At 66.9% G+C, this 22,398-nt stretch carries 24 protein-coding genes; 3 read left to right on the forward strand and 21 right to left on the reverse strand.

Features of this window, described 5'->3' with window-relative positions:
• Nucleotides 1-15: 15 nt before the first annotated feature.
• From JO391_RS03505 to JO391_RS03525, 5 genes are all read right to left on the reverse strand, one after another.
• Nucleotides 16-792, reverse strand: a complete 777-nt coding sequence (locus JO391_RS03505; RefSeq protein ID WP_220664431.1) for an ABC transporter ATP-binding protein — start codon at nucleotides 790-792, stop codon at nucleotides 16-18.
• Nucleotides 793-909: 117 nt separating this feature from the next.
• On the reverse strand, nucleotides 910-1,680 hold the full coding sequence (locus tag JO391_RS03510; RefSeq protein ID WP_220662818.1) for a phosphate/phosphite/phosphonate ABC transporter substrate-binding protein: 771 nt from the start codon (nucleotides 1,678-1,680) through the stop codon (nucleotides 910-912).
• The gene (locus tag JO391_RS03515; protein WP_220664432.1) at nucleotides 1,677-2,114 is read right to left on the reverse strand and encodes a tellurite resistance TerB family protein; all 438 of its coding nucleotides are present in this window, start codon (nucleotides 2,112-2,114) and stop codon (nucleotides 1,677-1,679) included. Before JO391_RS03515 ends, JO391_RS03510 begins: the two co-directional genes overlap by 4 nt.
• Nucleotides 2,115-2,200: 86 nt before the next feature.
• Nucleotides 2,201-3,100, reverse strand: a complete 900-nt coding sequence (locus JO391_RS03520) for a PhzF family protein (RefSeq protein ID WP_220662819.1) — start codon at nucleotides 3,098-3,100, stop codon at nucleotides 2,201-2,203.
• Nucleotides 3,101-3,114: 14 nt separating this feature from the next.
• On the reverse strand, nucleotides 3,115-3,891 hold the full coding sequence (locus tag JO391_RS03525; RefSeq protein WP_220662820.1) for a 23S rRNA (adenine(2030)-N(6))-methyltransferase RlmJ: 777 nt from the start codon (nucleotides 3,889-3,891) through the stop codon (nucleotides 3,115-3,117).
• 120 nt (nucleotides 3,892-4,011) lie between these two features.
• Between JO391_RS03525 and JO391_RS03530 the strand changes: the two genes are divergently transcribed.
• Complete coding sequence (locus tag JO391_RS03530; protein WP_220662821.1) at nucleotides 4,012-5,427, forward strand: arylsulfatase B; 1,416 nt, start codon at nucleotides 4,012-4,014, stop codon at nucleotides 5,425-5,427.
• Between the two features lie 45 nt (nucleotides 5,428-5,472).
• Here JO391_RS03530 and JO391_RS03535 read toward each other — a convergent pair whose 3' ends face one another.
• The 3 genes from JO391_RS03535 to JO391_RS03545 form a co-directional block, all read right to left on the reverse strand.
• On the reverse strand, nucleotides 5,473-5,931 hold the full coding sequence (locus JO391_RS03535; protein WP_220662822.1) for a GNAT family N-acetyltransferase: 459 nt from the start codon (nucleotides 5,929-5,931) through the stop codon (nucleotides 5,473-5,475).
• Nucleotides 5,932-6,129: 198 nt separating this feature from the next.
• On the reverse strand, nucleotides 6,130-6,924 hold the full coding sequence (locus JO391_RS03540) for a hypothetical protein (protein WP_220662823.1): 795 nt from the start codon (nucleotides 6,922-6,924) through the stop codon (nucleotides 6,130-6,132).
• A gap of 67 nt (nucleotides 6,925-6,991) precedes the next feature.
• A complete protein-coding gene (locus JO391_RS03545) occupies nucleotides 6,992-8,221 on the reverse strand; it encodes an MFS transporter (RefSeq protein ID WP_220662824.1) in 1,230 nt (409 codons plus the stop codon).
• Between the two features lie 48 nt (nucleotides 8,222-8,269).
• Here JO391_RS03545 and JO391_RS03550 point away from each other — a divergent pair, with 48 nt between their 5' ends.
• Both JO391_RS03550 and JO391_RS03555 read left to right on the forward strand, forming a co-directional pair.
• A complete protein-coding gene (locus JO391_RS03550; RefSeq protein ID WP_220662825.1) occupies nucleotides 8,270-8,902 on the forward strand; it encodes a DNA-3-methyladenine glycosylase family protein in 633 nt (210 codons plus the stop codon).
• Nucleotides 8,899-9,561 (forward strand): alpha/beta hydrolase, encoded by a 663-nt coding sequence (locus JO391_RS03555; protein WP_220662826.1) that lies wholly within the window; start codon nucleotides 8,899-8,901, stop codon nucleotides 9,559-9,561. The genes JO391_RS03550 and JO391_RS03555 overlap by 4 nt, the downstream gene beginning before the upstream one ends.
• A 21-nt stretch (nucleotides 9,562-9,582) precedes the next feature.
• Here JO391_RS03555 and JO391_RS03560 read toward each other — a convergent pair whose 3' ends face one another.
• From JO391_RS03560 to JO391_RS03620, 13 genes are all read right to left on the reverse strand, one after another.
• Nucleotides 9,583-9,807, reverse strand: coding sequence for a ribbon-helix-helix domain-containing protein (locus JO391_RS03560; RefSeq protein ID WP_220662827.1), 225 nt, complete (start codon nucleotides 9,805-9,807; stop codon nucleotides 9,583-9,585).
• 61 nt (nucleotides 9,808-9,868) lie between these two features.
• Nucleotides 9,869-10,099, reverse strand: coding sequence for an N-(5'-phosphoribosyl)anthranilate isomerase (locus JO391_RS03565; protein WP_220662828.1), 231 nt, complete (start codon nucleotides 10,097-10,099; stop codon nucleotides 9,869-9,871).
• A gap of 34 nt (nucleotides 10,100-10,133) precedes the next feature.
• Entirely contained in the window at nucleotides 10,134-10,313 is a 180-nt protein-coding gene (locus JO391_RS03570) for a DUF4169 family protein (protein WP_220662829.1), read from the reverse strand.
• The gene (gene fumC / locus JO391_RS03575) at nucleotides 10,313-11,722 is read right to left on the reverse strand and encodes a class II fumarate hydratase (protein WP_220662830.1); all 1,410 of its coding nucleotides are present in this window, start codon (nucleotides 11,720-11,722) and stop codon (nucleotides 10,313-10,315) included. Before fumC ends, JO391_RS03570 begins: the two co-directional genes overlap by 1 nt.
• A 63-nt stretch (nucleotides 11,723-11,785) precedes the next feature.
• Nucleotides 11,786-12,361, reverse strand: coding sequence for a class I SAM-dependent methyltransferase (locus JO391_RS03580; RefSeq protein WP_220662831.1), 576 nt, complete (start codon nucleotides 12,359-12,361; stop codon nucleotides 11,786-11,788).
• A 5-nt stretch (nucleotides 12,362-12,366) separates the two neighbouring features.
• Entirely contained in the window at nucleotides 12,367-12,816 is a 450-nt protein-coding gene (locus JO391_RS03585) for an SspB family protein (RefSeq protein ID WP_220662832.1), read from the reverse strand.
• 82 nt (nucleotides 12,817-12,898) lie between these two features.
• Nucleotides 12,899-14,149: a chromate efflux transporter gene (chrA, locus tag JO391_RS03590; RefSeq protein ID WP_220662833.1), complete on the reverse strand. Its 1,251-nt coding sequence runs from the start codon at nucleotides 14,147-14,149 to the stop codon at nucleotides 12,899-12,901.
• A 158-nt stretch (nucleotides 14,150-14,307) separates the two neighbouring features.
• The gene (locus tag JO391_RS03595; RefSeq protein ID WP_220662834.1) at nucleotides 14,308-14,967 is read right to left on the reverse strand and encodes a GntR family transcriptional regulator; all 660 of its coding nucleotides are present in this window, start codon (nucleotides 14,965-14,967) and stop codon (nucleotides 14,308-14,310) included.
• Between the two features lie 84 nt (nucleotides 14,968-15,051).
• Nucleotides 15,052-16,635 carry a glycoside hydrolase family 43 protein gene (locus JO391_RS03600; protein ID WP_220662835.1) on the reverse strand — a complete coding sequence of 528 codons (1,584 nt, stop codon included), beginning with the start codon at nucleotides 16,633-16,635 and terminating at the stop codon, nucleotides 15,052-15,054.
• Between the two features lie 267 nt (nucleotides 16,636-16,902).
• On the reverse strand, nucleotides 16,903-18,033 hold the full coding sequence (locus JO391_RS03605) for a Gfo/Idh/MocA family protein (protein WP_220662836.1): 1,131 nt from the start codon (nucleotides 18,031-18,033) through the stop codon (nucleotides 16,903-16,905).
• A 4-nt stretch (nucleotides 18,034-18,037) separates the two neighbouring features.
• On the reverse strand, nucleotides 18,038-18,787 hold the full coding sequence (locus JO391_RS03610; protein WP_220662837.1) for a sugar phosphate isomerase/epimerase family protein: 750 nt from the start codon (nucleotides 18,785-18,787) through the stop codon (nucleotides 18,038-18,040).
• Between the two features lie 11 nt (nucleotides 18,788-18,798).
• Entirely contained in the window at nucleotides 18,799-21,180 is a 2,382-nt protein-coding gene (locus JO391_RS21695) for a beta-mannosidase (RefSeq protein ID WP_220662838.1), read from the reverse strand.
• Between the two features lie 133 nt (nucleotides 21,181-21,313).
• Nucleotides 21,314-22,393 carry an ABC transporter ATP-binding protein gene (locus JO391_RS03620; protein WP_220662839.1) on the reverse strand — a complete coding sequence of 360 codons (1,080 nt, stop codon included), beginning with the start codon at nucleotides 22,391-22,393 and terminating at the stop codon, nucleotides 21,314-21,316.
• Nucleotides 22,394-22,398 lie beyond the last annotated feature (5 nt).

A 22,398-nucleotide genomic window follows, 5' to 3' on the forward strand; every position in this document is an offset into this window, starting at 1 on the left:
GTTGTCAGTCTAAGGTCAGGCCGTGGCGGAAAGGAAGCCGCGAAGGCGTTCGGTCTGGGGATTGCCGAACAGCCGTTCGGGCGGGCCTTCCTCTTCGATCTTGCCCTTGTGCAGGAAGACGACATGGTCGGAAACATCCGCCGCCAGCCGCATGTCATGAGTGACGAGGATCATGGTGCGGCCTTCCTCGGCCAGCGCCTTGATGACCTTCACGACTTCCTGTTCCAGTTCGGGGTCCAGCGCCGAGGTGGGCTCGTCGAACAGAAGCGCGCGGGGTTCCATGCACAGGGCGCGCGCGATGGCGGCGCGCTGCTGCTGGCCACCCGATAGCTGTGCGGGCCAGGCATCGGCCTTGTCGCCGATGCCGACCTTGGCCAGGTATTCGCGCGCGGTTTTCTCGACCTCGGCCGGGTTGCGTTTCAGCACCGTGACCGGAGCCTCCATCACGTTCTGAAGGATGGTCATGTGGGACCAGAGATTGAACTGCTGGAACACCATGGACAGGTTGGTACGGATGCGCGTGACCTGGGCCTTGTCGGCGGGATGACGGCCCAGGCCCTGGCCGCGCCAGTGCACAGCCTCGCCCTCGAACAGGATTTCGCCGTCCTGGCTGTCTTCCAGCAGATTGCAGCAGCGCAGGAGGGTGGATTTCCCCGAGCCCGATGACCCGATCAGCGAAACGACGTGGCCCTTGGGGGCCACCATGTCCACGCCCTTCAGCACTTCGAGCTGGCCATAGCTCTTGTGGAGGTTGCGGATTTCGATGACGGGGACATCCCCGCCCTTGGTCATTGCTGATGCGTTCACGGCGTTCCGCCTGTTGTCCCTGTCGGTCGCCTCATACTCTGCAAGTGCCGCCGCTTTGCAACGCAATTTCAGCGGAAAAGGCAGCGACGCTGCGCAAACTGCTCAATGACCTTGCGCATACTGCGCAGGCGAGGGCGGAAGGGGCAGCGCGAGGTAGTCCGCAGCCGGAATCGCGACAAGGCCCTTGAGGCAGAGCGTGTCGCGGTCTGCCGGGGAAAGCGCGGCGATGGCGGCGCTGATGGCGGCGAACAGGGGGGGGGCATCGGCCCCGGCGCGAGAGATCAGCGGAAGGCCGGGTGTGGGGTCGGTCAGGCCCACGACCTTGACCCGCGCCGCGGCGGGTTCCCATCGCTGCAAGAGGCGCCAGGTCACGGCATCCAGCGCGGCGATGTCCGCGCTGCCTTCGGCCACGGCCAGCATCGACAGGCGGTGCCCGCCGGTTTCCAACGTTTCGCCAAAGCGAAGGTCCAGCGTTGCGGCGCGAGCGAGGGGGGCGGCCCAGCCGGATTGCGACAGGCTGTCGTTGTAGGCGAGCCGAGCGCCGGCGAACCGGATGAGGTCGCCGCGCGGATCGTCGGCGCGCGCCACCAGGACCGAGCGGTAGAAGCCGGGGGGGCAGCCTTCGACACCGTAGTCGGGCGTGCCGATAAGGGTGACCTGGTCGTGAAGACGGGCGCGGAAGGGCAGGCCACAGGTCTGCGACACTAGAAGGTCTGGCGAGGTCCAGCCCGGCATGTAGGCAAGGTCTCCGCGCGTCAGCGCGTCGGGCGCTTCGATGCCGCGGTCGCGCAGGCCGTCGCGGACCAGCCCCCACAGACGGTCGTTCGCGCCTGCGGTTTCGGCGCGGTCATACATGCCCAGGGCGGCGATCATGCCTTTTCGGCCCGCTGGCGGGCCAGGGCCGATTCGACATCTGTCAGGCCCAGAAGGTTGGCCACCAGACGCATCAGCCGGTCTTCCTCGGCATCGCGGCCGCCATCGGCCAGCGTCACCGACCAGAGCGCCTCCATCAGGGCGCCGCGGTCTTCGGGTGCGGTGGCGGCCTTCAGCGCGCGGGTGAAGCGCACGGTGTCGGGCGCCTGCGCCTCCAGATCCTCGGCCTCGGCCCGCAGGGCGGCGGCCTGAAAGGGCGAGAGTTTGTGGCGCTCGATCAGGATGCGGTCGATCCGCTCCATCTCGGCTGAGTCATAGGTGCCATCGGTGCGGGCCGCGCGCACGAGAAGGGCCGCAAGCGCCAGGCGCGCATCGGGTTCGGGCAGGCGGTCGGGGGCGGGGGCCAGGAGGCGGCGCAGGATATGGTCGAACATGGGCAGACCATAAGGCGGCTCAACGGTCATGCCAATGCGCCTCGCGCCGTGCTGATGCCAGCGTGAGGTGGCGAGAGCCGGAAGATTCAGCCGGGGGGAATGGTGACCCGTCCTTCCGAGATGCGGAGGGCGGTACCGGCTATGCGCACTTCGGTTAGGCCTGCGGCATTGGCGATAACGGACAGGCCGATGTCGGAGGGGCGGCCCATCTCGACCCCCTGGCGGAGGCGGAACCGGGTTTCGCCAGGATGTATCGTGCCGGCAGCCAGGAGTTGGGCCGCGAGGATGGCGCTGGCCGATCCCGTGGCGGGGTCTTCCGGAATGCCGGCGGTGGGCGAGAACATGCGGGCGCGGTAGTCTTCCGTCTCGCCCGGCGTATAGAGATAGGCGCTGTCCACACCGGCGGCGGCCATCAGCGCAGACCAGTGCGGTTCAATGGGGCGGGCGCGACCAAGGGCCGACAGGCTGGCCACGGGCACATAGAGGAAGCGAGGCCCGCCTTGCCAGATTGCGGGGCGGTGACGGCCAAAGCCGATGTCGCCGGGCGGAAGGTCCAATGCGCGGGCGATCAGGGCGGGCTCGGCGTTGCCGCGCGCCGCATGGGGCAGGACCGGCGCGGTGAATTCGGCGGTGGTCCGGCCGGCCAGGCGGCGAACGCGCACCGGGACCAGGCCGGCCTCTTCCTCCAGCACCAAGGTGGTTTCGAAATCGCTAGGGCCGTGGTCGGTTTCTGCCAGCAGGATGGCACAGCCGATGGTGGGATGGCCGGCGAAGGGAATCTCGGCCGTGGGGAAGAAGATGCGCACGCGCGCCCGGTGCGCCGGGTCGCGGGGCGGCTGCACGAAGATCGTCTCGGACAGGTTGAATTCCCGCGCGAGGGTCTGCATCTGGCCCGTGCTCAGACCGCCAGCCTCCAGCACCACCGCCAGAGGATTGCCGGTGAAGGCGCGGTCGGTGAAGACGTCGAGCGTGTGGAAGGGCAGCATCGGTTTTCCCCCGGTCAGAGCGCCTTGAAGATCGCGGTCAGGCGGTTTGCCTCGTCCTCCAGCCCCCAGGGCGGGTTGATGACGAACATGCCGGACCCGATCATCCCGTGGCCTTCGCGGGCGGGTGGAAAGCGGACCTCATGGCGCAGGCTGCCGGGATGGGCGGCCTCCAGAGCCTTCAGCATCCGGGCATGGGGCGATCCCGTCAGCAGCGGATACCACAGCATGATGACGCCCACGTTCCATTTGCGTGCCACCTGCCCGATGACCTTGGGCACCGTCTCGTAGTCGGCTTTCACCTCCCAGGACGGGTCGATCAGCATGAGCCCGCGGCGGGGCGTGGGCGGGGTCAGGGCAAGCGCCGCTTTCAGCCCGTCCTCGCGCCGGACATGCGCGCCCCAGGGCGCCATGACCTTGACCAGCGCGGCATGTTCCTGGGGGTGCAACTCGCACAAGTGCATCACATCGTCGTCGCGCAACGCCGGGGCCGCGATGAGGGGGGAGCCGGGATAGGCCATCGGCCCGAACCGCCCGCGCTCCTCGGCCAGGCGGCGCCGGTAGGGGTGGCCCACCGGAAAGCGGTCCTCGATCCGCGCAATGCCGGCTGCGGCCTCGCCGGTCTTGAGCGCCTCTGACCCGCCCAGGTCATACATGCCCCGCCCGGCATGGGTTTCGATATAGGACATCGGCTTGTCCTTGGCGGTCATGTAATCCAGCGCCACGGCCAGAAGCGCGTGTTTCTGGACATCGGCCAGGTTTCCGGCGTGGAAGGCGTGCTGATAGGAAAGCATGGCCCCGATTACCCGCTTCACATCCTCGCGCCAAGCCTTTCGCACAAGCCGGCACGGCGATAGACAGGACGGGTCCCGGCAAGAGACCGGGTGTCACGCCAGAGCAGACACGGACCAAAAATGATAACCCGATCCCGCCTTGCCTCTCTTCTGCTGGGCTTCGCCGCCACCCTGGGCCTTGCCGCCGCCGCCAGCGGCCAGACACCGCCGAACATCATCTACATCGTGGCCGATGACCTGGGATATGCCGATACAGGCTACACGGGATCGAAGACGATCGAGACGCCGGCGCTTGATGCGCTGGCGGCGACGGGGGCGAGGCTGACGGATTTCTATGTCCAGCCGATGTGCACGCCGACGCGCGCCGCGCTGATGACCGGGCGCTATCCGCTGCGCTATGGCCTGCAGACGGGGGTGATCCCCGGAGCAGGCCTGTACGGCATCCCCCTCGATGAACAGCTTCTGCCCCAGGTGCTGCAGGAGGCGGGCTACCAGACCGCGATGGTGGGCAAGTGGCATCTGGGCCATGGCTCGGCCGACTATTGGCCGATGCAGCGCGGATTCGACAGCTTCTATGGCGCTCTGGTGGGCGAGATCGACCATTTCACTCATTCCTCGCACGGTGTGCCGGACTGGTACCGGGGCAACGAGCCGGCGACCGACGAGGGCTATGACAACATCCTGTTCGCGGACGAGGCGGTGAAGGTGATCGAGGGGCACGACCCTTCGAAGCCCTTGTTCCTGTACCTTGCCTTCACGGCGCCGCACACGCCCTATCAGGCGCCCGAGGACTGGCTGGCCAGGTACCCCGGCATCGAGGACCCGAATGCGAAGGCCTATGCCGCCATGGTCTCGATCGTTGACGACGGGGTGGCGCGGGTCGTCAAGGCTCTGGAAGATAAGGGGATGCGCGACGACACGCTGATCCTGTTCCATTCCGACAATGGCGGCGTGACCAATTCGCTGTTCGCCGGCGACAGCAAGGTCGAGGGCGGGCTTCCCGCCTCGAACGCCCCGCTGCGCGATGGCAAGGGCACGCTGTACGAGGGTGGCACGAAGGTGGCGGCCATTGCCAACTGGCCGGGCCATGTAAAGGCGGAACCGGTGGACGGGCTGATCCATGTGGTCGACATGCTGCCGACGCTGGCGTCACTGGCCGGGGCCAAGCCCGCGGGAAAGCCGCTGGACGGGCGCAACGTCTGGCCGACCATTGCGGAAGGCGCGGCGTCTCCGCGCAGCGAGATCGTCTACAACGTCGACCCGCTGGCGGGTGCCTTGCGCGATGGCAACTGGAAACTTGTCTGGAAGGCTGCACTGCCGCCCAAGATCGAACTGTTCGACCTGCTGGCCGACCCGTCCGAGACGACCGACCAGTCGGCGCAGAACCCGGATGTGGTCAAGCGGTTGCAGGCGCGCGTGACCGAGCTTGCCACGCAGATGGCGCCGCCGCTTCTGATCCTGGAGGCGATCCGGCTGACGTTCTATGTGCCGCCCGTGACGGGCGATCCCACGATCCTGTTCGGGCAGGGCGATTGATGGCCCGACGCGAGGCCCGCATGAGCGGGCCCCGCGTCGCGGGTCTCAGGCCGCAAGCCGGCGAGACAGGCGCGGCCCGATTGCGGGCCGCACGAGGAAGCCGCGGCGTTCGTAGAAGGCGCGCGCGGCTTCGTTGTTCTCGGCGGTGCCCACGGTGACCCAGGCGCAGCCCTGGCGGCGGGCGTGGGCCACCGCAGCCTCGATCAACAGGCTGCCGGTGCCGAGATTGCGTTCATTGTCGCGGACGTAGAGGTGGTGCAGTTCCATGCCGCGCAGGCCGTTCTGCAACTGTGCCAGTGGCATGAGGGCGGCATAGCCCAACAGGCCTTGCGGGCCGTCGGCCACAAGGACGGCCAGCCAGGGAGCGGACGAGAAGACATCGCGCTTCAGGTCGGCCTCGGTGACTTCGGGCGTGTCGCCGTGATGCAGGGCCAGCGCGCGGACCATGGACAGAAGCGCAGGCAGGTCCTCGGGTCGGGCTGGTCGGATGGTGGGGCGGGTCATTTCAGCTCGCTTTCAGGATTTGGGCCGCGAGGGAGCCGAACGAAAAAGCCGCCTCGCGGCGGCTTTTCGGGTCACATGATCCAAGGCCGCCCGTCAGGTGTAGGCGGTAAAGTACCAGCGGGCGGCCGAAGCCAGGGTGGCGATGCGGATCATGCGCTTTGGGTGCCATGTGGCGGATGGCGGGTCAAGACCTTTCGCCTAGTTCTGCGGGGGGCCGAAGCCGGCTATGGTCATGTCATAGGCCGCGGTCGAGGTGCGGAACACGCCGGCGCGGGAATTGCCGAAGTCGAGGATCAGCACCACGACATAGGTCCAAAGCGCGATGAGCACGACCGACAGGACGATGTGCGAGCGACCGACGAAGCCAAGTTGCAGGCCGACGACGAAAATCCCCGCGAAGACGAGGCCAAGCAGAAGGTAAGTCAACTGCGGGGGCATCTGGTTGTTCACCGCCAGCCGCTGCGCCGTGGTCATGTCGAAGGCGTGGTTGACCGCATTCATCAGCGACACCACGGATGGGTCGGGCCGCGTCCGGATGAGGGTGGTCTGTTCGGCCCAGATGCGGGTCTGCAGATCGCCGACCTTTGCCGCGACCACCGCAATCTCCGGACTGTCGGCATCCAGCAGCAGCGAGTCGCGCCGCAGGACGATGTAATCTTCGAACAAGACCGCGATCCGCTCTGCTTCCGGTCCACCGATGGCCTTGGCCTGGAGCCAGGCTGTGCCGATGGCGTTGGCCTCTTCCTTGCCTTCGTCCCTCCGCTCCTGCATCCGGTTGGTGGCGAAGGACAGTGTCAGCGCCAGCACGAAGGCCGTGAGCGCGAGGATGGCACCCGAGACGAGTTTCGCGCCCTCGGTCGGTTCATTGCCGGCGCTCATCCGGCGGCGTCCGCTGAAATAGCCCGCCACAAACAGCGTGCCGCCGATCACGAAAAGGACGCCTGTGAACGCCCAGACGTTCCACAGGGCAAGGGTCAGAAGGGTGGATTGCATCGCTGTCCCAAAGGTTTTGCGCTTAGGCTAGGTCCTCTGACCCGCCCGCGCAATCCCCGCGCCGGCGTCAGATCAGGCGATCCTTCGGGCGCAGCGCCAGCCAGATCAGAGCCCCGCCGGCCAGCACGAGGAAGGGCAGCATGGCAAGGTTCACGGCCTGCCAGCCGGCCTCGACCGTGCCGCCCGAGCAGTTCATCAGCCCGCCGGACGAGAAGGATGCCAGCGTGACACCGCCAAAGACGATCATGTCGTTCAGGCCCTGTAGCCGGCCCTTTTCCTCGGGTGTCTGTTCGGCGGTCAGCATGGCTGTCGCACCGATGAAACCGAAGTTCCAGCCGATGCCCAGAAGGATCAGCGCAGCAAAGAAGTTCTCCAGTTCCACGCCGGTCATCGCCACGGCGCCGGACAGGGCGAGGATGACAAGCCCGATGGCCATGGTCTTCTCGACCCCGATGCGGGCGATGACCGCTCCGGTGAAGAACGAAGGCGCGAACATCGCGACGACATGGGCCGAGACGATATTGGCCGCATCCGCCTTGTCGAAGCCGCAGCCGACCACAGCCAGCGGCGTGGAGGTCATGACAAGGTTCATCAGCGCATAGGATACCGTGGCGCAGATCATGGCCACCGCGATGCGCGGGGTCTGCAACAGCTCCATGCGGCTGCGTCCCGTGGCCGCGCCTGCCACCGGCGGCCGGGGCCGGGGAATCTTCAGCAGCACGAAAAGCCACATGCCCACAAGGTTCAGCGCGATCACCGCCAGATAGCTGCCAAGGAAGGGGATCACCATGGCATCGGCGGTCAGTTTCACGATCTCTGGTCCCAGCACGGCCGACAGAAGTCCGCCCGCCATGACCCAGGAGATGGCGCGGGGGCGGAACGCGTCCGAGGCGGTGTCGGCAGCGGCAAAGCGGTAGAAGCCCTGCGCGCTCATGTAGCTGCCGGTGAACAGGCCGCCGAGGCAGAACAGCAGGAACGACCCGGTCATCAGGCCAAGGGCACCGAGCGCCGCGCCAAGTGCGCCGCCCAGCGTGCCTGCCACAAAGCCCGCGCGCCGGCCGAACCGCTGCATGAAGGCCGAGATCGGCGTCGCGGTCAGCATCGAGCCGATCACAGCACAGGAAATCGGCAGGGTGGCCCAGCAGGCATTGGGGGCCAGGCTTTGCCCTGCAAGCCCGGCAATGGTGAAGATCGCCGGCATCTGCGCGCCCATGACCGCCTGTGCCGCCACCAGCACGGCCACATTGCGTTTGGCCAGGCGGTCGTCGGCAGGATGATCAAGGCTTGCGGCGGTCATGCTCCAAGCGTTAGGCGAGGGGACGGGCAGGAGCAAGGGGAAGCGGGGGTGACCGTCGGACGCATCATCGAAGGCCCGGATTGCGTGGCCGAGGGAACGGCCTGGCTTTGCGCGCGCGAGCCGGCCTTTGCCCGTGCGCTGACAGAGACCGGCCCCTGGCCGCTGCGCCGGCAGGACGACGGATTTGCCGCACTGATGGATGCGATCATCGGCCAGCAGGTCAGCGTCGCCTCGGCGCGGGCAATCCGGGCGCGGGTCGAGGCGGCAGGATACCTGGACGCCGCCGCCGTGGCCGCGGCCTGCGAGGATGATCTGCGCGCGGTGGGGCTCAGCCGTCCCAAGGTGCGCTATGCGCTTGCCCTTTCGCGGTCTGGTGTGGATTTCGCCGGTCTGCGCATCAGGCCAGATGAGGAGGTCATCGCCGAACTCGTCGCCTTGCCGGGGATCGGCCGCTGGACAGCTGAAATCTATGCAATGTTCGCGCTTGGCCGGGCGGATGTTCTGGCGGCCGGCGACCTGGCCTTGCAAGAAGGCGCTCGGCTGCTGTTTGCCCTGGACGACCGGCCCTCCGAACGCGCACTGCGCGAGATGGCGCTGGCCTGGTCGCCCTGGCGCGCGGTTGCGGCGCGGGGGCTGTGGGCCTATTACCGCGTGGCCAAGGGCCGGGAAGGGGTATCATGACGCGCGCGCTGGACTATGGACGGAAGGGCCCGGCCTCGGGCGTGACGAAAAGCATCGTCGTCTTCCTGCACGGCTATGGCGCCGATGGTGCCGACCTTCTGGGCCTCGCCGATCCCTTGGCACCGCACCTGCCAGATACCGAATTCCTTGCCCCCGATGCGCCCGAGCCCTGCGTGGGCAATCCTTTCGGCCGTCAATGGTTCCCGATCCCGTGGCTGGACGGGTCCAGCGAAGCCGCAGCAGCGGCGGGGCTGGAGTCGTCGTCGTCCGACCTGAACGCTTTTCTTGATGCACGTCTGGAAGAGGCGGGCCTCTCGCCCCGGTCGCTGGCTCTTGTGGGCTTCAGCCAGGGCGCGATGATGAGCCTGCACGTCGCCCCGCGCCGGTCCGTGGCCATCGCGGGCATCGTCGCGATCTCGGGTCGTCTGTTGCGCCCCGAGCTTCTGGCAACCGAGGCGGTGGTCAAGCCGCCGGTGCTGCTTGTCCATGGCGACGCCGATCCGGTGGTGCCGTTCGAGGACATGGGCAAGGCCGGCAACGCGCTGGTCGGCGCGGGGTTCGAAACCTACGGCCATGTCATGAAGGGCACCGGCCACGGCATCGCGCCGGACGGGCTGTCGGTCGCGCGCAGCTTTCTGAAGGATCGCCTGCCGGCCTGATTGTAGGTCCGAGTTCCGGCGTCAGAGCCGCCCGGCCCGCGCCTCGGCCAGAAGATGCACGCGGATGGCAGAGGCAAGTCCCTCGGCCCCCGCGCGCTGCGCGTCGATCTCTGCCGCCAGCGCGTTGACGGTCATCCCGCGCGCGGCTGCCAGCGCCACCAGGGCCTCCCAGAATTCCGGCTCCAGCGAGACCGAGGTGCGATGGCCGGAAAGGGTGAGCGAGTGTTTTTCGGGGCGGGTGGTCATCAAGGCAAATTCCTTCGAAGGAATTTGCAAATTTCTTGGAAGAAATTTGCCTCTCAGGATGTCAGCGCAACAACAGGACCGGATCCGTATTGCAGAAAATCACGAAATGGCCAGCGTTTTCAACCACGCGAAAGCCGCGGCGGTGAACTTCGCGCAGGAAGTTGTCGCGCCCAACCAGCCGCTCGACATCCTTCACTTGCCGCCTGACAATCCCGCCCCGGGCCACGGTTCGTGCCGTAAACAACTGGACGAGCCAGCGGTCAGGCGTGATGGGGGCGGGCAACATGGTCATGGCGACATCTTCGCCGACCAAGGCTAACGAGAGCCTAATCCCCGTCGCGCCGATGCCCGTCCAGATCGCGGGCGGCTTTCTCCGCCCGCGCTTCTTGCAGGACGCGCTCGGCCTTGCTGCGGCCGAACTTCGCCGCATTCTCGTCGCCCTTCACGCGGGCGGCCTTGCGGGCCGCCTGCTTCTTCGCCTGCCGAAGGTTGACGATTTCGGCCATCAGTCCTTGGGGCCTACCATATCTTCAGGCCGCACGATGCGGTCGAAGGTCTCGCCATCGACATAGCCAAGCGCGATGGCCTCCTCGCGCAGCGTTGTGCCGTTCTTGTGCGCCGTCTTGGCCACTTTGGTGGCCGCGTCATAGCCGATGGTCGGCGCCAGCGCCGTCACCAGCATCAGGCTTTCCTTCATCAGCTTCTCGATCCGCACGGTGTTGGCCTGGATTCCAACCACCATGTTGTCGGTGAAGGACGAAGCCGCATCTCCCAGAAGCCGCATGGCCTGCAGCACGTTATAGGCCATCATCGGGTTGTAGACGTTCAGCTCGAAATGGCCCTGGCTGCCGGCAAAGCCCACGGCCGCGTCGTTGCCCATGACATGGGCGCAGACCATGGTCAGCGCCTCGGCCTGGGTCGGGTTCACCTTGCCCGGCATGATCGAGGAGCCAGGTTCGTTCTCCGGCAGGATCAACTCGCCCAGGCCCGAGCGCGGGCCGGAGCCGAGAAGCCGGATGTCGTTGGCAATCTTGAACAATGCCGCCGCCACAGTCTTCAGCGCGCCCGAGAACATGACCATCGCGTCATGGGCCGCCAGCGCCTCGAACTTGTTCGGTGCGGTGATGAAGGGCAGGTCGGTGATGGCCGCGATTTCGGTCGCGACACGGACGTCGAAGCCCTTCTTGGTGTTCAGCCCGGTGCCCACGGCCGTGCCGCCCTGCGCCAGTTCATAGATGTCGGGCAGGCAAGACTTGATGCGGGCGATGCCCTTGTCCACCTGCGTGGCATAGCCCGAGAATTCCTGGCCAAGCGTCAGGGGCGTCGCATCCTGGGTATGGGTGCGGCCGATCTTGATGATGTCCTTGAACTCGGCCGACTTGGCCCACAGCGCCTTTGACAGCTTTTCCAGCCCCGGAATCAGCCCGTCGCGCGTCTGCATCCCGATGGCCACGTGCATGGCGGTCGGATAGGTGTCGTTCGAGGATTGGCCCATGTTCACATGGTCGTTCGGGTGGACCGGCTTCTTCGAGCCCATTACGCCGCCCAGCATCTCGATCGCGCGGTTCGAGATCACCTCGTTCGCGTTCATGTTCGACTGCGTGCCCGAGCCGGTCTGCCAGACCACCAGCGGGAAGTTGTCGTCGAACTTGCCGTCGATCACCTCCTGCGCCGCTGCGACGATGGCTTGGCCCAGCACCGGGTCAAGGTCGCCCTGCGCCATGTTCACCCGGGCACAGGCCTGCTTGATGACGCCAAGCGCGCGGATGATCGGCACGGGTTGGCGTTCCCAGCCGATGGGGAAGTTGATGATGGAACGCTGCGTCTGCGCGCCCCAGTACTTTTCGGCGGGCACTTCCAGCGGGCCGAAACTGTCGGTCTCGGTGCGGGTTGCGGTGGATTTGGTCGCGGTCACGGGTGGGCCTCCTGATGCGTCCTTGATGCGGCGCGCCCGTCCTAGGACGCAGCAGCAGTGAAATCAATTGGCATACCGTCGCATACCGTCGGCGCGGCGCGAATAAATGTAGACACGGGCCGGCGGCAGGTTCAGCCAGATTCGCGGGCCAGTGGCCACGACCAGCCCCAACCGCTCGCACAGGTCGGTCGGCATCGGCGCACGGGGACCATAGGTGAACTGCACCACGAATCCACCCGGCTTCAGCGCGTCGAAGGCGGCGGCATAGATTTCTTCCCGGAGGCGTTCGGGCATCGACAGAAGCGGCAGGCCCGAAACCACGGCATCGAAGTCATGCCCGCCCAGGCGTCCGATCTCCTGCGCCGGGGCGTTGTGGACGGTCACGCCAGGCAGGGTTGCCGCCAGGTGGGCAGCAAACTCCACGTTCATCTCGAACAGCGTGACATCCTGCGCCGGAATGCGCGCCAGAATCCCTGCGGTCAGCGCGCCCGTGCCGGGGCCGAACTCGGCCACCTTCATGCCGCGCACCAATGGGGCCGCCATCGCCCGCGCCAAGGCCGGCGACGAGGGCGCAACGGCCGAAATCGCCTGGGGCCCGCGCAGCAACTGGCGGAAGAAGAGGGGCAGACCCGTGGACATCGGCGCTACTTGCGGAACTTGTCCAGACGCACGACCTCGGCCTCGCGCGGCGGATCGGGATCGTCGTCCCCGTCGTCTTCATCCTCGTCTTCGCCATCGTCCTCGTGAGATTCGAAGCGCAGGCCAAATTCGACAGAGGGGTCAACAAAGGTGCGGACAGCATCGAAGGGAATGACCAGCGGCTCGGGCTGGTTGCCGAAGTTCAGCGTGATCGAGAAACCGTCATCGTCGACGTTCAGGTTTTCGTACCAATGCTGGATCACAACGGTCATTTCCGACGGATAGCGCGCCTTCAGCCAATCCGCGATTGCCACGCCGGGATGAGTGGTGTCGAAGGTGATGAAGAAATGATGCGCGCCGGGCAAACCGTTGTCGGCGACATCGCGCAGAACGGTCTGGATCAGGCCCCGCATCGCGCGGTGCATCAGGGTTCCGTAGTCGATCGACCGAGCCATGCGCGCCTTTCCCTGCCTTCTCCGGCAGCATAGGGGATTCGCTTCCGAAAGAAAGGGGCGGGGTGCGCCAAAATCCGCGGCCTCACATCAGCGCTTGCCCAAGACCCGCCGCAGCCGAAAGACCCAGCACCGGGATCATCCCCCAGTGGCGCCGCAAAAGCGCCCAGGCTGCAAAGAGGCCGATGGCCAGCGCCAGGGGATTGAGCGTTGCGACGTCGGGACGGATCACGCGGAGCGGCCCGAGGGTAAGCGTCTCGACCCCGGAAAACAGCACATGCACCGCGAACCACAGCGACAGATTGGCGATGACCCCCACCACCGCGGCGGTGATCGCGGAAAGTGCGCCAGACAGGCGGGGCAGGGCGGTCAGGCGCGCGATCCAGGGGGCACCCGCGAAGATCCACAGGAAGCACGGCGCAAAGGTCATCCACAGCGCGACCGCCGCCCCGGCCAGGGCCAGCGGCAGCCCGCCCGCGTGCCATCCCGCCATGAAACCCACGAACTGCGTCACCAGGATAAGCGGGCCGGGCGTCGTTTCCGCGAGGCCCAGCCCGGCCATCATCTCTGGCAGGGTCAGCCACTGCCGCGCTTCGACCACCTCCTGCGCCATCCAGGCCAGCACCGCATATGCCCCGCCAAAGGTCAGCAGCGCAAGTTTCGAGAAGAAAAGCCCGATCTCGGCCAGAAGCCCGCGCTCGACCAGCATCAGCAGGCCAAGCGGCACCAGCCAGACCGCGCCCCAGATCGCGATGGTGGTCAGGGTATGGGCGTGGCGCGGCGCGGGCGGCAGAGGTCCGCTCGCCTGGCGGTCGGTCGCCAGCCAGCCCCAAAGTCCGGCGGCAAGGATGATCACCGGAAAGGGCAGGTTCAGCAGGAACAGGCCGAGGAAAGCCAGCACGGCGATGATCCACTGCGCCCGGCCCTTCAGCGCCCGTTTCGAGACGCGCAGCAGTGCCTCGACGACGATGGCCACGACTGCGGCCTGCACTCCGGCAAAGGCGGCGCTCACAAGGGGCAGGTCCCCGAAGGCCGCATAGATCGCCGAAAGGGCCAAAACGACCAAAGCGCCCGGCAGCACGAACAGCCCGCCCGCAATCAGGCCGCCCAAGGTGCCGTGCTGACGCCAGCCCATCCATGTCGCCAACTGCATCGCCTCCGGCCCCGGCAGCAACATGCAGAACGACAGGGCCGAGAGATATTCCTTCTCGTCCACCCACTTCCGCTCGTCCACCAGTTCGCGGTGCATCATTGCGATCTGAGCGGCCGGCCCGCCAAAGGACAGGCAGCCGATGCGGAGGAACATGCGCGTGATCTCGGGCAGGCTCTGGGTCATTGCGTCCGCAGGTCAGAACGGGGGAGCCAAAGGGCAGCAGGTCGGCACCGTCTGGTCAAGCGGCAGCAGCGCGGCCACCAAAGTAGCGGGCATCTGCGACATGCCGATGACTCCAGCGCCGCCATTCGCCGCGAAGACCAACCAAAGACCAGCCCGCGTCAGATCTCCCCGGCCGCCAGCGCCGCCCGGATCTGGTCCACGCCCTGGGCAATGTCGCGCTCGATGGCGCTGGCCACGCTCGCGGCATCCCCGGCGCGCAGGGCGGCCAGAGCCTCCAGATGCCGGTCGGGCAGTTCGGCCGAGCCCACACGCGCGCAAACCGCGCGCAGCGAGGGGCCGAACCGCAGCCACAGCCCTCGCGCGATGTCCAGCAGGATCGGCGCGCCCGAAGCCTCGTAAAGCGCGAAGTGGAAGGCGTGGTTGCTTTCCAGATAGGCCGGAATGTCACCTTTGCGGATCGCTTCCGTTACCTCGTTGTCCAGCGCTTCCAGGCGGGCGACGAATTCGGGTGTGGCCTGGGCGCAGGCCAGCTCGGCCATGCGCGGCTCGACCGAAAGGCGCACAAGGGCCACTTCGTCCAGCGTGCCGGCGGTCAGCTTGGGCACCGCGACGCGGCGGTTGCCCTGGGGTAGCAGCGCGCCTTCCGCCGTCAACCGCCGGATCGCCTCGCGCACCGGCGTCATGCCGGCACCGAGGTCCTGGATCAGGCCCTGGATGGTGACAGGCTGGCCCGGTTCGAGAACCCCGAACAGGATCATGTCGCGCAGCTGCGCATAGGTGACCTCATGGGTCGGTATCTTGCGCGTCAGGTCGTCCATCGCTCGGCCCTGCGTCTGATCCCTCGGACTGGCGCTTACATCGTTCCTTGCGGCCCGGTGTCAAGCCGATTTGATCATATGATGCTAACTCCGCGGCTCATAGCGGAAGTAGGTAACATCGGCGGCCCAGCCCTGGCCGGTCAGGTCATGCGCCACCAGGCCGACAAAGGCCCCGGTGAAGCTCGCATGTTCTCCCCGCCCGCCCTCGTCCGAGATGATCGAGGCGTCGAGGACCGGACCCACCGGCGCCCAGCCCCCGGCGCCGTAAAGATGGAAGCGCTGCGCGGCGCCGTTCACCTCGACGGCCAGCCGCACTTCGCCCTCGGCAAGCGGGATCGGGGCTCCGTGATAGGTCAGCTTTTCGCCGGGCCAGTCGCCCAGGCAGGAAACAAGGGTCAGGCAGCGCTGGCCCTTCTCGCGGGTGATCAGGGCGGCGTGGAACTTGTGGCGGTTGTAATAGGTGGTCAGGCCGATCGCATGTTGCCAGCCGGGCGGGTCGGCCAGAAAGCTGGCCTCGGCGCGGTAGGCGTGGTGTTCCTGGCGGCGGGCAACCAGGCTTTGCTCGAACCAGGAACCAAGGCTCTCGCGGCCGATCATCCGCAGGGCACTGCCGGTGAGCCGGAAGATGCGGTCAGGCTCCGGTGTGCGCAGCCACTGGAACTCGGGCGGCAGCGCGGGACCGTCGAAGCGGGTCTCGCTTGGCACCTGGGGCTGCGGTTCGGCATTGGCGGGTAGGGTGTCAGACGGGACCATGGCGTTGCCGGTCAGGTAGAGCCAGTCGTCGTCGCGCCATTCGCAGCGGGCGAGGCCGGTCTCGCGGCCAAGCGGGCAGGCGCGGGTGCCGGGCAGGGGGCGACCGCACAGGAAGGTATGCCAGGGCGTGCCGTCCGGCGCCTCGACATACTGGCCGTGACCCACGCGCTGCAGGGGCGAGGCAGGGTCGAAGCGGGCGGTCATCAGGTGCTGGTTCGGATGGGTCTCGTAGGGGCCGGTGATGCTGCGGGATCGGGCCATGGTCACGGCATGGTCATAGCCGGTGCCGCCCTCGGCCACGGTCAGGTAGTACCAGCCGCCCCGCTTGAAGAGATGGGGGGCTTCGGTCAGGCCGAGGGGCGAGCCTGTGTAGATGGTGTGGACCGGGCCGGTCAGTCCAGTCTTTGGTGACCATTCCTGCAGCTCGATCCCGTCGAAACGGTCGTGAGCCGGGTTCAGGCCGGTGCCGGGGCCGCGGTGGTTCCACCGCATGTTGAGGAACCATTTCTTGCCCCCCTCGTCGTGGAAGAGCGAGGGGTCGAAGCCGGAGGAGTTGATGTACCAGGGGTCGGTCCATTCTCCGTCGATGGTCTCGCAGGTGGTGATGTAGTTGTGGGCGTCCTTGAAGGCGCCGTCGAAGCGTTTGACGTCGGTGTAGACCAGCCAGAACCGGCCGTCGGCGTGGGACAGGCAGGGGGCCCAGACGCCACAGCTGTCGGGGTTGCCCCGCATGTCCAGAAGGGCCTTGCGGTTCAGGGGGCGCGAGACCAGGCGCCAGTTCACGAGGTCGGTGGAGTGGTGGATCTGGACGCCGGGGTACCATTCGAAGGTGGAGGTGGCGATGTAGTAATCGGCCCCCACCCGGCAGATCGAGGGGTCGGGGTTGAAGCCCTTGAGCACGGGGTTGCGGATCATCTGGGCCTCCTGTCCGGGGGCGTTCGAGCTCGGACGCCTGGTCGGGTTATTTGAAAACAACGGGTTATGAAGCCGCTTCAACTTGGACTTAACACTTGCGGCTGGTGTCGGAGCGGGGGGGGTCACACCCCGTGCCACCGGTTTCTTGAACCGGTGGCGAAACCGGTGGCACCCCCCGTGGGATATTTTGGAACGGAAGAAGGGGCTTGGCGCGCACGCCCTGTCCCTTTGGGCGAAGCCCCGACGAAGGCCGGGGCTTCGGGTCTGTCAGGCCAGCAGCGCAGCCGCCGCGGCGGGCGGCAGCGGGGCGGGCTGGGTGCAGGTCGTGGTCAGGGTCACGAACTGGCCGGTTTCACCCGAGGTGAGACAGGCCTGCATCACCTCGACCGCGTGCAGCGCCCGGTCGAGCGAGCAGCGCGCGTCGCGGCCCTCGCGCAGGCTGGCCACCATGTCGGCGAGACCTGCGGTGCGGTAGTTGGCGAGCGGGCCGCGCGGGCTGTCCTGGTTTGCCTTGCCGAAGGGATGATCCCAGGGCGCGACTTCGCTGAGCGCGCCGTCGCGGCCCGCGATTTCCAGCTTGCCGCCGAAGAAGTTGGGGTCGGGGACGTAGAGCGTGCCTTCGGTGCCGTAGAGCTCGAAGTGGTTGCGCTTGTGGTGCCAGACATCCCAGGAGGTCGAGAGCGTGACCGTGGCGCCGTTGTGGAATTCGAGAAGCGCGTGGATGTTGGTCGGGGTCTTGACCGGGACCTTTTCGCCGTTGCGCGGGCCGTTGGAGATGGTGCGTTCGGACTGCGCCGAGGAGGTGAGCGCGCCCACGCGACGGACCGGGCCGATCAGGTGGATCAGGTTGGTGACATAGTAGGGCCCGAGGTCCAGCATCGGACCGGCGCCCGGCAGGAAGAAGAAGTCGGGGTTCGGGTGCCAGTGTTCCATGCCGTGATTGAGCACGGCGGCGCCGCCGGCGGTGATGGTGCCGATCTTGCCTTCGTCGATCAGGGCGCGGGCCTGCTGGTGCGCGCCGCCGAGGAAGGTGTCCGGCGCCGAACCCACGGCGAGGCCCTTGGATTTCGCCAGTTCACGCAGCTCGACGCCCTGGTCGAGAGTAAGGACGAAGGGCTTTTCCGAATAGGCGTGCTTGCCGGCCTGAAGGACGCGCTTCGTGATCGGGAAGTGCGCTTCCGGGATGGTCAGGTTGATGACGACATCAACCTCCGGGTTGGCGAGAAGGTCATCGACCGACTGTGCCTTCGTGTTGAATTCGGCGGCGCGGGCAATCGCCGCGTCCATGTTGATGTCCGCGACCGCGCGCACCTCCAGCCCTTTGAACAAGGGCGCGAGGCGCAGGTACGAGGTCGAGATATTGCCGCATCCGATGATGCCGAGACCGAGCTTTTCCATCTGCTTACCACTTCTTGGCCGAGGCGATCGAGCGCGCGGCGAAGCGCGCGTGATCGGCCGGGTTGTCATGTTCCATCACGAAATGCTTGCAGCCCGCTGCCCTGAGCGCCGCGTAAAGCTGCGGCCAGTTGACCGTGCCGTGGCCGACATCGGCCCAGCCATCCTCGGCCTTGTTCTCGCCCGCAGGCGCGATGTCCTTCACATGAGCGGCGGTGATGCGGCCCTTGTGCTTTTCGATCCAGGGCAGCGGGTCGGCGCCGCCGCGGATGACCCAGGCCACGTCCATTTCCCATTGCAGGTTGGGGCCGCCCTCGAAGATCGCGGCCTGGGGGATGGACCCGTCGGGCAGCGCCTTGAATTCAAAATCGTGGTTGTGCCAGCCGAAGCCGAGGCCGGCGTCGCGGTAGGGCTTGCCGGCTTTTTCCAGCCGGGCGCCAAAGGCTCGCCAGCCTGCGGCATCGGTGGGACGATCATCGGGCATGATGTAGGGGCAGTAGATGTCTTCGATGCCCACGGCGCGGGCGATGGCCAGCACCTTTTCGGGTTCGTCTTCCAGCATCTGCAGGCTGAAATGCCCGGTCTTCATGGAAAGGCCGGTCTCTTTCAGCGCGGCGGTCAACTGGGCCACGGCGGCATCGTCGGCATAAAGCGCGCCATAGCCTTCGGTGCCGGTGTAGCCGGCGGCGGCGACCATCTTCAGCGTCTCGGACAGAGGCGGGAAGTTGCGCGAGGAATAGAGCTGGTAGCTGAACATGCGGACTCCTGTCAGGCTGCGGTCGCCGAGGCGAGGTCGCGGAGGGTGAAGGTCGGCTCCACCGAGGGATCGGCGGGGGTGAAGGTGATGGTCGCGTCATGGCCGGGGAAGAGCGCCATGGCGTTCCCCGAGAACCGGCCCGGCTGGTCGGATTCGACGGCGACGAAAAGGGCGAGGGCTTTCGCGCTGATCGTGATTTCCCAGGCATCGCCCTTGCGGGTGGCACTGTGGGTCAGGCCCGCGTCTTGCAGGGCAAAGGCCTTCCAGGGTTTGGGCGCGAAGATGTCGCCCGAGATGCGGGTGCCGTCCTGGTGGGTCCAGGTGAAGGCGAGGATTTCACCTTCGGCCAGCGCGTCCTTTGGCAGGGTGAGGGCGAGCGTCGCGGCATCGGGGGCGACGGTGACGGTGGCGCGGGTGAGGGGCCGGGTTGTGCCGTCCATCTTCACCGCTGCGGCGCCGACGGTCAGGGTGACGGTGTCGCGCGTGTCGTTGATGGTGCGCAGTTCGATGGCGCCCTCGACCGGAACGGCCGAGACATGCAGCGGCTGGAAGAAGTGTTTCGCCATGTGGTGCATGAGCTTCCAGCCGCCGCCGTGATCGAGCGAGGACCAGGAGCAGACCGGCCAGGTATCGTTCAGCTGCCAGTAGAGCGTGCCCTGGCAATGCGGCTTCAGCGAGCGCCACTGGGTGACGGCGGTCTTGATGGCGAGGCCCTGCTGGATCTGGCTGAGATAGACGAAGTTTTCAAAGCTGTTCGGAAAGCGGAAGTAGCGGAACATGGTTTCCGCGATCCGCGCGTTGCCGCCGGCGTTCTTCTGGTGGCTTTCCATCACCGGGGCGGCGATGTTGAAATCTGACCTGTCGGCGAAGCGGCGGATGACCTCCATCGAGGGGTAGGACTGGAAGCCGAATTCCGAACAGAAGCGGGGCTTCACGTCGCGGTAGTGGTCGAAGTCCTTTCCCTCGTGCCAGACCGACCAGAAGTGCATGTCGCCCGAGCTGTCGTCGTGCCAGGCGTCGCCGAAGGCGAGCGGGCCGGGGCTGGGGGACGAAGGCCACCAGTTGGCGCCGGGCAGCACCTCGGCCAGGGCGGATTCCACGGTGCGGTTAAGGCGGTCGTAGGCCACGAGATAGCGGTCGCGGTCCTTGCGGGATTCGGGGAACCAGGTGAGTGCGCCGATGAGTTCATTGTCGCCACACCAGACGGCCAGGCAAGCGTGGTGGTTGATGCGGCGGGTGACGTCGCGCACCTCTTCGGCCACTTCGGCGAGGAAGTCGGGGGTGCAGGAGTAGAGGTTGCAGGCGAACATGAAGTCCTGCCAGACCATGAGGCCCAGCTCGTCGCAGAGGTCGTAGAACCAGGTGGGTTCATACCGCCCGCCGCCCCAGACGCGGATCATGTTCATGTTCGCATCGACCGCGGATTGCAGGAGGTCGCGCGTGGCTTCGGGCGTGATGCGGCCGGCGAGCGCGTCGGCGGGAATCCAGTTGGCGCCGCGGGCGAAGGTGGGGTGGCCGTTGACCACCATGCCGAACGAACGGCCGGCGGCGTCGGGTTCGGACCGCAGCACCATTTCGCGCAGGCCGATGCGGCGGGTGGCGGTGGCGGGGCCGGCGGTGACGGTGAGGGTGTGGAGAGTCTGGGGGCCGAGGCCGGCGGGCCACCAGAGATCGGGGGTGTCGATGGTCAGCGTCAGGCGGGCCACGCCGTTGCGGATGGGCGCGGTGGCGGTGGTGCCGCAGAGGCTGGCGGTGGCTTCCGTGCCGTCGGCATGAACGGCGAGGGTGACATGGGCGCGGCCGGGTTCGTGGACCTGGGTGACCACGATGTCATGGATGCGGGGGGCGGGTTTTTCCAGGGCGATGCGGCCGTAGAGGCCGAAGGGGGCCAGCGCGATGTTCCAGTCCCAGCCGAAGTCGCAAGCGGGTTTGCGCAGCATGTTGCCATCGGGGATCGGGCAGTTCTGTGCGGCATAGGGCACGAAGAACGGCTGGGCGGCCTGGCGGGCGGCGCCTTCGCGGACGGAGGAGCGGAAGGTGATGGCGATCTCGTTCGCGCCCTCGCGCAAGGCGGGGGTCACATCGGTGCGCCAGCGGCGGAAGGCGTTGGCGGCTTGCAGGACGGGCTGGCCGTTGAGGGTGATCTCGGCCACGCAGTCCAGCTCCTCGATCACCAGTTCGCCCGGGCCGCCGGGCCAGTCGAAGCGGCGGGTGGCGGTCCAGTCGCGTTCTGCGATCCAGCGACAGTCGTATTCGTTGCGGCCCCAGTAGGGGTCGGGGATGGCGCCGGCCTTGTGCAGGGCGGTGATGGCGTCGCCGGGAAGATCGAAGGGGACGGTGTGGGCGGCGGTCTCGTCGGTGAGCGTCCAGCGTCCGGTCAGGTCCAGGGCCATGGTTTCCTCGGGGCAGGGGAGGCCCTGCCGTTGTCTGTCGTCAGGTATCCTCGGGGGGGAGAGGCGCCCCCGGCGCCGAGGGGGGCGGACGGCCCCCCTCACCCGGTCTCCGCGGTCGCGGCGGCCGGAAGGGTCAGATGCGCATTTCGGTCTTGGCGTCGAAGATCGAGGCGTGGCGGATGTCCACCTTCAGGTGGACCTGGGTGCCATGGGCGGGGCGCTTCTCGACCGGCACGCGGACCGAGATGTTCGAGCTGCCGGATTTGAGCCAGACCAGGCTGTCGGCGCCCATCGGCTCGTCGATCTCGACCACGGCTGGGATGCTGCGGCCGGGTTCGGCGGTGTCGGTGATGACCAGGTGCTCGGGGCGCAGGCCCAGGATTGCCTCGGGGCGGTCCAGCACGGCGCCGCCGTCATAGCCATCCAGCGCGATGCGGGTGCCGGCGAAGTCGAACGCCTTGCCGCCGTCCACCGTCTTGCCCGGCAGGAAGTTCATCGAAGGCGAGCCGATGAAGCCGGCAACGAACAGGTTGGAAGGGCGGTTGTAGATGGTTTGCGGCGCATCCAGCTGCTGGATCACGCCGCCCTTCATCACCGCGATGCGGTCGGCGAGCGTCAGCGCCTCGATCTGGTCGTGAGTCACATAGACCATGGTGTTGTTCAGGCGGTTGTGCAGCCGCTTAATTTCCACCCGCAGCTCCGACCGCAGCTTGGCATCGAGGTTCGAGAGCGGTTCGTCAAACAGGAACACGTCCACATCGCGCACCAGGGCGCGACCGATGGCGACGCGCTGGCGCTGGCCGCCCGAGAGGGCCGCCGGCTTGCGGTCTAGAAGCGGGCCGATCTGCAGGATTTCGGCCGCGCGGGCCACGCGCTTTTCGATCTCTGCCGCGGGAACCCTGGCGTTCTTCAAGCCGAAAGACAGGTTTCCGCGCACCGACATCTGCGGGTACAGCGCATAGGACTGGAACACCATGCCGATGCCGCGGTCCGACGGCTCGGACCAGGTCACGTTCTTGCCCTTGATCCAGATCTGGCCGTCGGTGATGTCCAGAAGCCCGGCAAGGCAGTTCAGAAGCGTGGACTTGCCGCAGCCCGACGGGCCGAGAAGCACGATGAACTCGCCCTCCTGCACATCGAGGTTCAGGTCCTTCAGCACCGAAGTGGCGCCGAAATTCAGCTTCAGGTTCTTGACGGAAATGCTTTGAGCCATGGGTC

Source organism: Neotabrizicola shimadae, from assembly GCF_019623905.1.
Taxonomy (GTDB): Bacteria; Pseudomonadota; Alphaproteobacteria; order Rhodobacterales; family Rhodobacteraceae; genus Neotabrizicola; species Neotabrizicola shimadae.

Bases quoted from the DNA above. Each gene is read 5' to 3' on its own strand.
- JO391_RS03535 (WP_220662822.1), bottom strand. From the start codon at position 5,931: ATGACCCGCCCCACCATCCGACCAGCCCGACCCGAGGACCTGCCTGCG.
- JO391_RS21695 (WP_220662838.1), bottom strand. From the start codon at position 21,180: ATGGCCCTGGACCTGACCGGACGCTGGACGCTCACCGACGAGACCGCC.
- JO391_RS03560 (WP_220662827.1), bottom strand. From the start codon at position 9,807: ATGACCACCCGCCCCGAAAAACACTCGCTCACCCTTTCCGGCCATCGC.
- JO391_RS03555 (WP_220662826.1), top strand. From the start codon at position 8,899: ATGACGCGCGCGCTGGACTATGGACGGAAGGGCCCGGCCTCGGGCGTG.
- JO391_RS03570 (WP_220662829.1), bottom strand. From the start codon at position 10,313: ATGGCCGAAATCGTCAACCTTCGGCAGGCGAAGAAGCAGGCGGCCCGC.
- JO391_RS03520 (WP_220662819.1), bottom strand. From the start codon at position 3,100: ATGCTGCCCTTCCACACGCTCGACGTCTTCACCGACCGCGCCTTCACC.
- chrA (WP_220662833.1), bottom strand. From the start codon at position 14,149: ATGACCCAGAGCCTGCCCGAGATCACGCGCATGTTCCTCCGCATCGGC.
- JO391_RS03515 (WP_220664432.1), bottom strand. From the start codon at position 2,114: ATGTTCGACCATATCCTGCGCCGCCTCCTGGCCCCCGCCCCCGACCGC.
- JO391_RS03505 (WP_220664431.1), bottom strand. From the start codon at position 792: ATGACCAAGGGCGGGGATGTCCCCGTCATCGAAATCCGCAACCTCCAC.
- JO391_RS03595 (WP_220662834.1), bottom strand. From the start codon at position 14,967: ATGGACGACCTGACGCGCAAGATACCGACCCATGAGGTCACCTATGCG.
- JO391_RS03510 (WP_220662818.1), bottom strand. From the start codon at position 1,680: ATGATCGCCGCCCTGGGCATGTATGACCGCGCCGAAACCGCAGGCGCG.
- JO391_RS03600 (WP_220662835.1), bottom strand. From the start codon at position 16,635: ATGATCCGCAACCCCGTGCTCAAGGGCTTCAACCCCGACCCCTCGATC.
- JO391_RS03530 (WP_220662821.1), top strand. From the start codon at position 4,012: ATGATAACCCGATCCCGCCTTGCCTCTCTTCTGCTGGGCTTCGCCGCC.
- JO391_RS03585 (WP_220662832.1), bottom strand. From the start codon at position 12,816: ATGGCTCGGTCGATCGACTACGGAACCCTGATGCACCGCGCGATGCGG.
- JO391_RS03580 (WP_220662831.1), bottom strand. From the start codon at position 12,361: ATGTCCACGGGTCTGCCCCTCTTCTTCCGCCAGTTGCTGCGCGGGCCC.
- JO391_RS03525 (WP_220662820.1), bottom strand. From the start codon at position 3,891: ATGCTTTCCTATCAGCACGCCTTCCACGCCGGAAACCTGGCCGATGTC.
- JO391_RS03565 (WP_220662828.1), bottom strand. From the start codon at position 10,099: ATGACCATGTTGCCCGCCCCCATCACGCCTGACCGCTGGCTCGTCCAG.
- JO391_RS03620 (WP_220662839.1), bottom strand. From the start codon at position 22,393: ATGGCTCAAAGCATTTCCGTCAAGAACCTGAAGCTGAATTTCGGCGCC.
- JO391_RS03605 (WP_220662836.1), bottom strand. From the start codon at position 18,033: ATGGAAAAGCTCGGTCTCGGCATCATCGGATGCGGCAATATCTCGACC.
- JO391_RS03545 (WP_220662824.1), bottom strand. From the start codon at position 8,221: ATGACCGCCGCAAGCCTTGATCATCCTGCCGACGACCGCCTGGCCAAA.
- JO391_RS03610 (WP_220662837.1), bottom strand. From the start codon at position 18,787: ATGTTCAGCTACCAGCTCTATTCCTCGCGCAACTTCCCGCCTCTGTCC.
- JO391_RS03540 (WP_220662823.1), bottom strand. From the start codon at position 6,924: ATGCAATCCACCCTTCTGACCCTTGCCCTGTGGAACGTCTGGGCGTTC.